This is a genomic window from Candidatus Palibaumannia cicadellinicola, assembly GCF_001269425.1.
GTDB classification, from domain to species: Bacteria; Pseudomonadota; Gammaproteobacteria; order Enterobacterales; family Enterobacteriaceae; genus Baumannia; species Baumannia cicadellinicola_A.
This window is the reverse complement of the sequence record NZ_CP011787.1, coordinates 517653-531325: the sequence shown is the minus strand read 5'-3', so window position 1 is coordinate 531325 and position 13673 is coordinate 517653. Positions and strand designations below refer to the sequence as shown.

Annotated in this window: 6 protein-coding genes, 1 tRNA gene and 2 pseudogenes; 1 reads left to right on the top strand and 8 read right to left on the bottom strand. The window is 32.0% G+C overall.

Features of this window, described 5'->3' with window-relative positions; genetic code table 11:
• Nucleotides 1–16: 16 nt before the first annotated feature.
• Nucleotides 17–964, bottom strand: a complete 948-nt coding sequence (gene ribF / locus AB162_RS02425; RefSeq protein ID WP_053097191.1) for a bifunctional riboflavin kinase/FAD synthetase — start codon at nucleotides 962–964, stop codon at nucleotides 17–19.
• A gap of 156 nt (nucleotides 965–1120) precedes the next feature.
• Between ribF and rpsT the strand changes: the two genes are divergently transcribed.
• Nucleotides 1121–1381, top strand: coding sequence for a 30S ribosomal protein S20 (gene rpsT / locus AB162_RS02420; RefSeq protein WP_053097190.1), 261 nt, complete (start codon nucleotides 1121–1123; stop codon nucleotides 1379–1381).
• A 23-nt stretch (nucleotides 1382–1404) separates the two neighbouring features.
• On the opposite strand, the pseudogene dnaJ reads toward rpsT, so the two are convergent.
• From dnaJ to recB, 7 genes and pseudogenes are all read right to left on the bottom strand, one after another.
• Nucleotides 1405–2525: pseudogene (gene dnaJ, locus AB162_RS02415) on the bottom strand (molecular chaperone DnaJ).
• Nucleotides 2526–2631: 106 nt separating this feature from the next.
• Nucleotides 2632–4527 carry a molecular chaperone DnaK gene (dnaK, locus tag AB162_RS02410; protein WP_053097188.1) on the bottom strand — a complete coding sequence of 632 codons (1896 nt, stop codon included), beginning with the start codon at nucleotides 4525–4527 and terminating at the stop codon, nucleotides 2632–2634.
• 279 nt (nucleotides 4528–4806) lie between these two features.
• Nucleotides 4807–4879 (bottom strand) — tRNA-Arg (locus tag AB162_RS02405).
• Nucleotides 4880–4913: 34 nt separating this feature from the next.
• Nucleotides 4914–6314, bottom strand: a complete 1401-nt coding sequence (gene dnaB / locus AB162_RS02400) for a replicative DNA helicase (RefSeq protein ID WP_053097186.1) — start codon at nucleotides 6312–6314, stop codon at nucleotides 4914–4916.
• Nucleotides 6315–7192: 878 nt separating this feature from the next.
• Nucleotides 7193–7826, bottom strand: a pseudogene (gene crp / locus AB162_RS02395) (cAMP-activated global transcriptional regulator CRP).
• Nucleotides 7827–8031: 205 nt separating this feature from the next.
• Nucleotides 8032–9945 (bottom strand): exodeoxyribonuclease V subunit alpha, encoded by a 1914-nt coding sequence (gene recD, locus AB162_RS02390; protein WP_053097184.1) that lies wholly within the window; start codon nucleotides 9943–9945, stop codon nucleotides 8032–8034.
• A 72-nt stretch (nucleotides 9946–10017) separates the two neighbouring features.
• Nucleotides 10018–13614: an exodeoxyribonuclease V subunit beta gene (gene recB / locus AB162_RS02385; RefSeq protein ID WP_260080515.1), complete on the bottom strand. Its 3597-nt coding sequence runs from the start codon at nucleotides 13612–13614 to the stop codon at nucleotides 10018–10020.
• Nucleotides 13615–13673: the final 59 nt, after the last annotated feature.

Below are 13673 nucleotides of genomic sequence, written 5' to 3'. Positions count from 1 at the left end.
TACTAACTATTAGTAGTTAAGACTGTACCATATCAAAATAATTACGGGTTTTTACTACATCATTCGCTATTTGTAACTTTAATTCTTCTATAGATGCAAAACGTTGCTCGTTACGTACTTTAGCGCGTATGAACACTTCTAGATAACAACCATATAAGTTTAATGTTACATCTAGCAAATGGACTTCCATATGTTGCTTACTTGGCCCGTTCCCGGTAACGGTAGGACGAGTACCTATGTTTGCTACTCCTCTTAATGGATACTTATGATTAGTAGTTAATACTTCTACTGCATAAACTCCATTTAAAGGAGCTGGTAATCCTTTTAGAGATAAATTTACTGTAGGAAAACCTATTTTTCTTCCAAGTGCATCGCCAGATATCACTCGTCCTGAAAGTCGATATACATGACCTAGCAGGATTTCTGCATCAGAAATACGATCCTGCAATAATGCTGTTCTGATAGCTGTACTACTAATTCGTTGTCCACCTTCTGTATAGGTGATGATACGCATGACCTCTAAACCAACTTGGCTACCAGTATTTTTTAGAAAAGTAAAATTACCATTTCTTTGTGTCCCAAAGCGAAAATCATCGCCAACACAAATAAAACGTACTCCTAATTTAGTTACTATCAGATCCAATAAAAATTGATTAGCGCTAATAGAAGAAAATTTCTTATCGAATGCTACACATAATATATGATCTACTCCAGCATCAGCTAAGTATTTTACTTTATCTCTTAGACGTGTTAGACGCGCTTGGGCGTTAGTACCAGAAAAATATTCCTGTGGCTGTGGTTCGAAAATCATTACCATTATAGGTAAACTACGACGAATACCTTCAGCCTGTAATTCTGAAATTATTGCCTGGTGTCCACGATGAAACCCATCAAAATTACCAATTGTCAGTACACAACCATAGTGACGTGGCTTTAAATTATGTATGCCGCGAATAAGCTCCATAATATTATACTCAATACAGTATAACTAAGCAGATTATAGCTTAGGTGACACTACGATTTACGTTGAAATTTAGTAGGCAGAGTATTATAATATTAATTACTGTTTGGTAATAATATTATATATTAAATAGCTAAGAAATTTTTAGGAGATAAAATTTTGGCAAATACAAAGTCAGCTAAAAAACGTATCGTACAAACTGAAAAGCTTAGGCAGTATAATGCAAGCAGACGCTCTATGGTACGAACTTTCGTAAAAAAAGTTAATACTGCTATTACTAATGGAGATAAAGAAGCTGCGCAGTTAGCTTTTTATGCAATGCAACCTATAGTTGACCGTCAGGCAAGCAAAGGTATAATTCATAAAAATAAAGCAGCACGTTATAAAGCTAATCTTTTTGCAAAAATTAAAAATATGTAAATTTATATATTTAATCACTATTTTTAATTAGTGAGATCATCAAAAAATTTTTTACTCCATCCAGAAAATTTTTTAAACGAGGACTATTTTGATTACCACAAGGTCCGCAAAAACTTTCTCCTAGTTCTCGTAATAACTGTTTTTGTAATTCGTTTAATTTAACCGGAGTTTCTACTACTACGCGGCATAGTAAATCACCTTGATGACCGCTACGAACCGATTTAACTCCTTTGCCGCGCATTCTAAAAATTTTACCTGTCTGAGTTTCAGCAGGTATTTTCAATTTAATCCTACCATCAATAGTAGGTACTTCAATTTCCCCACCTAATGCTGCCATGGAAAAGTTGATTGGCACTTCACAGTATAAGTTATTCTCTTCACGTCCAAAGATGGGATGCTTAAGTACCTTAACCTCAACATATAGATCACCAGATTGAGCACCATACTCACCTGCTTCACCTTCCCCTGATAAACGAATTCGATCACCAGTATCAACACCTGTAGGAATTTTTACTGATAATGTTTTATATTTTTTTACTCGACCTTTACCATGACATTTTATACAAGGTTCTTTTACTACTTTACCTTGTCCATTACAAGTAGGGCATCCTTGTTGTACTGCAAAAAAACCCTGCCTAATTTGTACTTGACCCTTTCCGTTACACGTAGAACAAGTTATTGATGAAGTACCTGGTTTTGAACCACTCCCATAACATACTTCACACTTATCTAAAACTGGGATACGTATTTCACGAGTAACTCCACGTACTGCTTCTTCAAGAGTAAGTTCCATGTTATAGCGTAAATCTGATCCCCTACTAGCACGCTGACGACGTCCTCCTCCAAATATATCGCCAAAAACTTCTCCAAAAATATCGCTAAAGTCAGCAGTACCCCCACCCATACTACTACTTTGTTGTTCAAAAGCCATATGACCATACTGATCGTAAGCAGCTCGTTTTTGCTCGTCAGTTAAAACTTCGTAGGCTTCTTTGATCTCTTTAAATTTTACTTCTGCTTCAGCATTACCTTGGTTCCTATCTGGATGGAATTTCATGGCTAGGCGTTTATAGGCTTTTTTTATTTCACGCTCATCTGCGTTTTTAGAAACTCCTAAAATCTGATAATAGTCTGATTTCGCCATAGTGTATTTTTGTCCTCGACATACTTACTTGCACGAACAAAGATTTTTTTATACTCGAGCTTATAAATAACAGCAGCGAGGACTAAACCTGTTCGGGTATATTTTTTTATTTTTTATCTTTTACTTCTTCGAACTCAGCATCTACTACATTGTTATCTGCCTTAGCTTGATCGTTATTATCTTTTTTTGTTTGTTGCGTTAATTTCATTAAATTACTTGATAATTGGATCAAATTTTGCATTTTATTTTCTATATCAGCTTTACTTTCACCTTTCAAGGCGTTATTTAAACTATTAATTGCATCTTCAATAGCATTTTTTTCTTCTTTAGTAATTTGATCACTATATTCTTCTAATTGTTTGCGAGTACTATGCATTAAATTATCAGCCTGGTTACGAGTATGTACAAGCTCTTCAAATTTACGATCTGACTCTGCATTTGCTTCTGCCTCTTGTACCATATTTTTTATTTCTTCTTCACTCAAACCAGATGATGCTTTTATCGTAATTTTTTGTTCTCTACCACTATTTTTATCCTTAGCTGAAACATGCAAAATCCCGTCTGCATCAATATCAAATGTTACCTCAATTTGAGGGATTCCACGCATTGCAGGTGCAATACCATCTAAGTTAAACTGACCTAGTGACTTATTATCTATTGCACGTTTACGTTCACCCTGTAGAACATGAATGGTAACTGCAGACTGATTATCTTCAGCAGTAGAAAAAACTTGGCTATGTTTAGTAGGAATAGTAGTATTTTTAGTAATTAATGGCGTCATGACGCCACCCATAGTTTCTATGCCAAGCGATAAAGGAGTAACATCAAGTAATAGAACATCTTTTACATGACCAGATAGTACACCACCTTGAACAGCTGCTCCAATAGCAACTGCTTCGTCTGGGTTAACATCTTTACGTGGTTCTTTTCCAAAAAATTCTGTAACTTGTTTCTGTACTAGTGGCATACGAGTTTGACCGCCAACTAATATTACATCTTTAATCTTGGAAATAGATAACCCAGCATCTTGTAACGCAACTTTCAAAGGATCCATAGTACGATGAACTAAGTCTTCTACTAAAGACTCAAGTTTTGCACGGGTTACTTTAATACTCATATGCTTAGGACCATTAGCATCAGCAGTTATATATGGTAGATTTACATCAGTCTGCTGTGCGGACGATAGCTCTATTTTGGCTTTTTCAGCAGCTTCTTTTAAACGCTGCATAGCTAGTGGATCATTCCGCAAATCTATACCTTGGTCTTTTTTAAATTCATTTACTAAATAAATAATTAATCTACTATCAAAATCTTCACCACCCAAATGTGTATCACCATTAGTCGCTAATACTTCGAAAGTTTTTTCGCCATCCACGTCATCAATTTCAATAATAGAAATATCGAAAGTTCCGCCCCCAAGATCATATACTGCAATAGTACGATTACCTACCTCCTTATCTAACCCGTAGGCAAGAGCTGCAGCTGTAGGTTCATTTATAATACGCTTTACCTCTAGACCAGCGATTCTACCTGCGTCTTTAGTTGCTTGACGCTGTGTATCATTAAAGTAAGCTGGGACAGTAATGACTGCTTCGTTTACTGATTCTCCTAGATAATCTTCTGCAGTTTTTTTCATTTTTTTTAAAATTTCAGCTGATATTTGCGGAGGAGCTATTTTTTGGCCCTTAATTTCTAACCAAGCATCACCGTTATCAGCAGAAATTATTTTATAAGGCATAATATTTACATCACGCTGCACTTCTTCATCTTGGAAACGGCGACCAATTAAACGTTTGATAGCAAATAAGGTATTTTGCGGGTTGGTAGCAGACTGACGTTTAGCCGGTTGGCCAACTAGAATCTCACCATCCTGAGTATAAGCAATAATAGATGGAGTTGTGCGATCTCCTTCACTATTTTCTAGTACACGAGGTTTAGTGCCTTCTACAATAGCGATACATGAGTTGGTTGTCCCTAAGTCAATGCCAATTATTTTTCCCATCTAAACATCTCCACAAAAAGTCAAATGTATTGTTATCGTAAACCTAATTTTGCTACTAAATTTAACAACGTTCGATGCCAATTAAGATTGGGGGCACACGGCACAGCATCAAGGGGGTATAAGGTAAAAAAAATATATTTTAATAATAAATTAATAATTTAATTAAATTTTTAATATATTATATTAAATAAAGTAAAATTTTTTATAAAAAATAAAGTTATCAATATATTATTATATAATAGTTAATGTTTTCTATATATTTGTATTAAATTAGTTTGTTATCTCCGACAGGAATCGAACCTGTAACTAGCTCTTAGGAGGAGCTTGTTATTTCCAATTTAACTACGGAGACATAATTGAATAATTATTAATATATATTAATAATTTTAATCATACATACCAGCATAATTATCAAATCTAGACCACTGCTCATTAAAAGTTAAACGTACAGTACCGATAGGACCATTACGTTGTTTCCCAATAATAATTTCTGCTATGCCCTTCATATCACTATTATCATGATACAATTCATCACGATAGATAAACATAATTAAATCAGCATCCTGTTCTATAGAACCGGATTCACGTAAGTCTGAATTAATAGGTCGCTTATCAGCACGTTGTTCTAGGCTTCTATTTAGCTGAGACAACGCTAATACAGGTACTTGTAGCTCCTTAGCTAAGGCTTTAAGCGAACGTGAGATTTCTGCAATTTCTAGCGTTCTGTTATCAGAAAGTGCTGGAACACGCATTAGTTGTAAATAATCAATCATAATTAGGCTTAAACCATCATGTTCACGAAAAATACGACGAGCTCTTGAACGTACTTCTGTTGGTGTTAAACCAGATGAGTCATCAATATATAACAGATTACGCTTATCTAATAAAATACCCATAGTACTAGATATACGTGCCCAATCATCATCATTTAGCGTACCAGTACGGATACTAGTATGATCAACACGAGATAATGAAGCTAACATACGTATCATTATCTGTTCACCAGACATTTCTAAGCTAAAAATTAGTACTGGCTTTTCCTCAGTCATAGCAGCGTTTTCACATATATTCATAGCAAAAGTTGTTTTACCCATTGATGGTCGTGCTGCAACTATGATCAAATCAGATTTTTGTAGTCCAGCTGTTTTTTTATCTAGGTCTAGATAACCACTAGAGACTCCAGTTATCCCATGATTTGGTTTTTTATACAGCTGCTCAATATGAGCCACAGTCTTTTCTAAAACAAAGTCAATGCTTTTAGGACCTTCATCTTTATGAGCCCTATTTTCAGCTATCTGAAATATCATAGATTCTGCTAAATCTAGCAAATATTCACTACTACGTCCCTGTGGATTATATCCAGCATTTGCGATTTCATGAGCTACATTAATCATTTCACGTACTACAGCACGTTCGCGGACAATATCTGCGTAAGCAGATATGTTAGCTACACTAGGGGTATTTTTAGATAACTCAGCTAGATAAGCAAAACCACCAACAGCTTCTAGCTGACCTTTCTGTTCTAAAGATTCGGCCAGAGTAATAAGATCGATAGGTTGACTAATATCAATTAAAATCTGCATTTCTCTAAAAATTAACCTGTGCTGATTATTAAAGAAATCATTTGTTGTTAAACGTTCTGAAACATTATCCCACCGCTTATTATCTAGCATTAAGCCGCCTAGTACAGACTGTTCAGCTTCCAAAGAATGTGGTGGAATTTTTAAAGCCTCTACCTTCATATCTATTGGTAAATTTACTTTATAAGTCGTTTTTTTTTCTGACATATTGTTTTTAAATAATTATTTGGCTTTCTAATTTAAAATTAGATATATAGACTTATAACTTATAATAGGATAGAGAGATTATATGATCAGTATTAATATTTTAATGATATTTTTTTTACTAAAAGTCTTTTTATAAGTATATTACTGTTAATTAGCTTGAGCTAATAGCTTATCTTTTAGCGAAACATATTGATTAACGTTAGTGCCTCACTAACATAGATATAATTGATTATATAATATATTTTATTAGAAAGTTGTTTATTTACTTTAAACCTATATCAATAATTTTTTAAATTAGGTGCAAAAGTTGAGATAATACGATATGTTAACATAAAAATGTTATATATTCCACGGTTTGAACATCAGCAACTAGTGATTTCACCTAATTTCTTCACAGAAGATTAAGCACTAATTGCAAGTTATATCAACTATTCGCTATTGTGCTGATAATTTTCCTATATATACTAGAAAAATTCTTAGATTAGATTATCAATAAATTAGTGTTGATAACAATTAATACATTCACTTAATATACTGTATTATTACTAATAATAATTAGTATCATCTATTCAACACAATAGCAAAGCATTATTTAGCAAATAATAATTCGCTGATTTAGTACAAAAAATTACTAGATCCTACAAACAATGATTTTACATTATTTGTAAGTTACAGCATTTAGTTTTTGTTCAGTGGAACAAAATTAAATAATAATGGCTATTTGCCATAGTGATATGGCAATACAATGTGTTTATTTTAATAAATAAAATATTATTAGTAAAAAATCATATCAGTTACTAAAAAAATTTATTAGAATAAAATGTAAAGTTTTTTAAACAACATAAATGGTATTTAAATTCAATATTCATTTAGGTACACTAACGAGTACCATACACAACAATAGTTTTACCATGAGCAGATAATAGATGTTGATTTTCAAGTATTTTTTAAAATTCTACCAACAGTCTCCCGCGAACATCCAACAATCTGCCCTATTTCCTGGCGGGTAATTTTTATTTGCATACCGTCTGGATGAGTCATTGCATCTGGCTGTTTAGTCAGATTTAGTAAAGTCTGTGCAATACGTCCAGTAACATCTAAAAAAACTAAATTTCCTACTTTCTCTGATGTTACTTGTAAACGACTTGCAATCTGTGATGCAAGACGCATTAGAATAGTTGGATTTACTTGAATAAGTTGTCTAAATTTTTTATATGATATTTCAGCTACTTCACAAGCAGTTTTTGTTCTTACCCAAGCGCTACGTTCCTGACCTTCTTTAAATAATCCTAACTCACCAATAAAATTATCTTTATTTAGATAAGCAAGAATCATTTCTTTTCCTTCTTCATCCTTTATGATAACAGACACTGAACCTTTAACTAAGTAGTATAAAGTATCTGCTTTTTCACCCTGATAAATTATAGTACTCTTAGATGGATACTTATGAATATGGCAATGAGAAAGGAACCATTCAAGCGTAGAATCTATTTGCAGTTTACTGAGAACCATTCTCTGTTATCCTCATGATTATCATTGTTTTACTTTACACCAAATAAATAATATATTTTATTAATTGTTAGATACTGTTTGTTTGCTTTTAATTTATAATTTTAATTATTAATTATAGTTTTAGACTATATTTTTTTTATATTAAATTAAAGTAATGTTTTTAAAAATGCTAAAGCTATATATAACTAACTATAACTAGTAACAATTACTCAATTATTAGTAACTTTTCTTTAAGTCCGCTACGACGATTAATAGTACTATTAATCGTATGAACTAATACCTCCTTATTATGAGGTGCATAAATAGACAAATTTTTGCATGCTCTAGTAACTCCAGTATATAAAAGTTCACGGGTCAATACTGGCAAAATATTATCTGGTAGTACTAACGCAGTATTAGTAAATTCTGATCCTATTGATTGATGTACTGTGATTGTGAAAGCTGTTTCATACTTTGGTAGACAGTTTATAGGTACTGTTTTAATGGTTCCATCATATAATGGAAAATATGCAAGTAGTCTTGTATGCTTACTATCTAAAAGCACGATACCAATATCCCCATTATATAATTCTAATAACGGCGAGTTACGCATAATTATTATTGGTTGACCAACATAACAACTAAAGCTAATTGTTTTCTTAATAAGACCGTAGCAAATTAAAGCATGCTCAATACTGCTATTTAAGTTATTTACGCCAAATTGACCTTCTCTTAGTACAGCAAGTATCCGGTATTTATTAAAATATTCTAGTATTTTGTGATGTGATTTACCTTGATGTACTAATTTTAGATAGTATTGGTAGCCAGTAACAAAATCATCTACCATATTTTTGTAATCATTTTTATTTGATCTTGGTATATAATTAATTTCTGGATATTTTATAGAATTAAGCAAAGCAATAGTATCTTTTATATTCCCAGCTTTAATAGCATTAGCTAAATGGCTAATGCCAGAACTATCTTTAAATCTGTAATTTGTTCTTAAACAACAGAATATGTCTGCTATTTTGTTCTGCCTATAATTATTTTCTGATCTATAGAATATTTTTCTACAACTAGTTAAACTTACTAAATATTGAGAGCGTATTTCGCTGTAACCACTAGTATCTGCAAATTTACAAATATCCCTGAATACTGCTCCTGTTTCTACAGATGCTAACTGATAATAATCACCAAAAAAAATTACCTTAGTTTGATTAGGAATAGCATTTATAATATTAGCCATCATCTGTAAATCAATCATTGATGCGTCATCAATAATTAATATATCTACATTAAGTTTATTATCACAATTATAACGCATGCGTTTGCTGTTAGGTAGTACACCTAACAATCTAGGTATACTCATAATCTGATATACTATCTTGTTTCTTAAACTATTATCTAATATCAGATTATTCATAGAGAGCATAATATACTCCCTTAAGCGTGAAATCATTTGACTATTTGGGGTAGTGATAATAATACGCAAACGCGCACTATAATTAGTCGAATCAGTATTAATAAGTAATAAAGCTACTAGTAATTTAGCTAAAGTGTTAGTTTTTCCTGTACCAGGACCACCTGATATTAGTGCGACCTTAGAAGTGATTGCTATAGCAATAGCAATTTTCTGCCAGTTCATAATATGATTATGGTTATTTTTCGAAAAAATACTGTCTAATACAGTGCTAACTAGTTTATAATTTATCTGATTATTAATAATCATAAGCGGTCTGTTAAAAAAATTAGCAATAGTACATTCATATTGCCACAGACGATGTAAATAAAGCATGTTGTTATCTAGTACTAAAGGCGTTGAGTATAAACCATCGCTTACTGATGGTGATTTTAGTAGCACATTATGCCAAGTTTCCATATTTGGGTGACCAATTTTTTGAAAAATTTGCATAGATAGTTTTGGGTAGCGACCTTCGAATAGGTAATTTTTGGTCAATCTTGATAATGGTAGACACACATGGCCTACTCCTATATCCGCACTAAGACAAGCACTAGCAAGTAGTAATAATGCCTGTGAATAATAATCAGGCGATGACGCTGCTGCTATCATACGAGCAAAATAAATATCTAACGGGCGCCATAAATTTAGTTTCTGTGCCTGGATTATAATTTCTTCCATAATACTACCTATAGCTTCAACTATTAAGTTATCATAAAAATGATAAACATACTAATTTTACTAACAGTTGACTTAACCATTGAACATTTTATCTAGTCTATCTATAAAATTTTTATCTGGCCTACAAATGTAAATACTTTTATTAGGAATATCAATGTCAAAACCACGGACAAAAAGATAAAAAACACCTCCAAAATGTATTTCATAATCGTAATTTAATAATCTATGACGTAGATATCGGTGTAATGCTAGGGTATAAAGCTGATATTGTAGTTCATATCTATTATTGATCATTGCTTGCTCTATTGATAACTTAGTATAAGCTGAACTTGCTTCCCCAAGCCAGTTTGATTTATAGTCCAATAGGTAATAACGTTTTTTCCAACAGAACACGAGATCAATTACACCTTTTAGCATGCCTTTAATTGGTAAAAAATCTAGCGGAGGACAGAGCGCTGATAACTTATCATAATGCTTACATAATTTATCTATCTCTTGCGCCTTAACAATATTTTTTACTGTAAGTAAAAATGGCCACTCAACGTGAAGTATGCTACGATCTAGCATACTTAGCGATAGCTTAGTACCGTTTAATGATGTAGTAATTATTGTTTTTATCCATTTTTTTAGCATTGGTAGCCAACATTGATCTATATTGTAATTTTTTAGCTCTGTACTTAAAAAAGTACTATCAATTTGGATTGTAGTAAAATCTATTTTTTCGAATAATCTGTGTAAAAAAGTTCCAGCCAATGCCCCACATGGGAAAGTATGTGGAGTAAGTTCTTTTATTTCTTTATTATTAAATTTCTGGTTATCGCCAGCCGTTTCTACATCTATATTAGGGTGTAGATCTAAAATTGATGATTCTTTTATTTTATGTAACCCTGTATAACTAGTTATTTGCCAAATATCAAAATAATTAGATTTATATACTCTAACGCTAATAGGAGCAGCAATATCAATATATTTTTGTCCTTCTTTTTGGACTACAGGCAATGATTTAGTATTGTTGTTAATTTCCAATAATCCTATATCTCCTGCTGCACGATCCATAAGATTTTCTAATTTGCTACGTAGAAATACTGCATTACCAATCTGTTTTTGTTGTATAAGAAAACCAATAGCACTACTGTGAAAATCGCTAGTACCAATTTTTTTTCTGTTACCGTGAAATATCGGAGCAATACTGATACAACAGTGATAAATAGATCTAGTAACTGCAACATACAGTAGCCGTAAATCTTCAGCTAGGCGCTCTTCATCAGCTAACTTTATACTATTAGGTGAATTGCTAATATCAAACAAATACTGATATTTTTTCCGATCATGAAATATAGATAATTTTTTTTTACGAAAATTAGAAGCAAACGGTAGAATAACTATTGGAAACTCTAATCCTTTAGATTTATGGACTGTGATAATTTTTACCAAATTTCTATCGCTTTCTAGCCATAGTTGCTGATTTTTCTCATTTTCATTTGGAGATCTAATATTTGAAGATAGCCAACGAACTAACGCATATTCATTATCTAAATTTTTAGATGCTTCTTCTTGTAATAATTCACATAAATGTAGCACATTAGTTATAGATCTTTCACCACCGCTACTACCAAGTAATAATTCGGCAATATGGTTTCTAGTGATTAGATGATATAACATAGGCAAAATACCGTGTTTTAGCCAAATTTTGCGGTAGAAATTAAATTCTGTTATCCATTTTTTACGATGGAATTCATAAAAATTAAATTTATAAATTACCTCTGCATTACACCCTAGTAAGCGAGTAGTTAATGCACAGCGGATTTTATTATTTTTATTATCTTGTTCTAGTGATACAACTGCTTCTAATATTAATAGTATTTCACGTGCTTCAGTTGTTTTAAATACGCTATCAAGGTTAGAAAGATAAACAGAAGAAATTGATAATAATGTTAAGGCATCGCGAATTAATACGGCCTCATTACGGTTTCGTACTAAGATAGCAATATCTGATGCTTGTAATATTTTTTTTCCTTGATTATTTTCGAAAAAGGCTAAATTAGCGGATGCAGCTATTAGCCAATTACTAATAGTAGTAGCGCATTGATTAGCCATTATTTTGTTGTAATCTATTACTCCAACAGCATTACTTGTTTCTAGCCATAATTGCATGGCCGGTTGATGCTTATTATATAGTACAAATCTTAAATTGGCATTACAAGATGCTGCTACCACAGGTTTAAATGTAATTTTACTAAAAATAAATGGATTAGGTAAGCACTGAAATAGTTTATTAACTGCATTAATCATTCCAGGAGAAGAACGCCAATTGGTCTCTAGGGTATATTTATCTGCTACTAATTTACGTGCTAGCATATAAGTAAAAATATCTGCGCCACGGAATGAGTAAATTGCTTGTTTAGGATCTCCTATGAGAAATAGGACTGATAATTTGGTAGCCAATCCATATATCTTGGATAATATGCGGTATTGCTTTGAGTCAGTATCCTGAAATTCATCGATTATCGCTATAGGATATTTACTGCGTACATACTTTGCTACAGTGTTACCAATATTACTAGTTAGAATACTATCAAATCGTATGAGTAGATCGTTAAATCCTATCTCATTTCTAATTTGTTTTTCTTGTGCTAAATATTTTCTTATCTCTTCAATAGCTAATATTACAATAAATTCTCTTAGAGATAATGGATTAAGGAATAAATTTTCTATAGCTTTATAAAGTAAATTATGTTGCAACTCGTGTTTTTGCATAATATTACTTGCTTGTATAACAACATATTTGATTAGTTCTAGCTCTTTAGGTATTTCATCATCTACCGTTGGTCTACTAGCTGCCCATAAGCTAATTTTTTTCCACGAGTACAATATATTTTTATTGCTATATCCTAATTTAAGCAAATGAATTAAATTTATATTTAATATAATAGGTAGTAAATCTTGTTCAATTGCGCACCACTGTTGTTTAAATGCATCAATATTATCAATAATACGTATATAACGATCAATAATAGATTCATTTTTCTCTCGTGGATGACTACATATAATTATAGCTTCGCTATAAAGGTAAGGTAATAGTTCAGCTAACAAATTATCAGGATTTGTCCAATGTTTTTGAACTATTAGCGCAACATTTTCTGGTAATTGATAAAAATAACGACGCCAAAAATCCGCACTGACTTGCTTAAGCAAATTTAATTCATCTGTTAATAATGTTGGCTGAAAAATTAATCCAGATTGTATTGAGCTATGATTTATCATTCTTTGGCAAAAACCATGAATGGTAAATATCGCGGCCTCATCTATTTGTTGTTCTGCCATTAGTAATTGATTAAAAGCTAATTTTAAATTAGTAATTTGACTCAGCAAAGCTGCTAGCAATGGATCATCGCTGTGACCACAATAACATGATATACGTAAACGATAAATATTATCACGGATACGACTACGTAGTTCTTTAGTAGTAGTCTCAGTAAATGTTACCAATAGAATTTCTGTTACTTTTAGTGGACGATAATAGTCACAGGTTTGACCTAGACCTAGTAGTAACCTTAGATAAATTACTACTAAAGTATATGTTTTTCCGGTACCAGCAGAAGCTTCAATTAAGCAATTTTTTTTAAGTGGCAAAGTAATTGGATTAATAATATTATATCTAATACTCAAATCATTTATGTTCCTGTTAGTACGGTTTAGTTATAATATATATATATTAGTTATAATAT

Excerpts from the sequence above, each read along its gene's own strand:
- dnaB (WP_053097186.1), bottom strand. The coding sequence starts at position 6,314 with ATGTCAGAAAAAAAAACGACTTATAAAGTAAATTTACCAATAGATATG.
- dnaK (WP_053097188.1), bottom strand. The coding sequence starts at position 4,527 with ATGGGAAAAATAATTGGCATTGACTTAGGGACAACCAACTCATGTATC.
- recD (WP_053097184.1), bottom strand. The coding sequence starts at position 9,945 with ATGGAAGAAATTATAATCCAGGCACAGAAACTAAATTTATGGCGCCCG.
- ribF (WP_053097191.1), bottom strand. The coding sequence starts at position 964 with ATGGAGCTTATTCGCGGCATACATAATTTAAAGCCACGTCACTATGGT.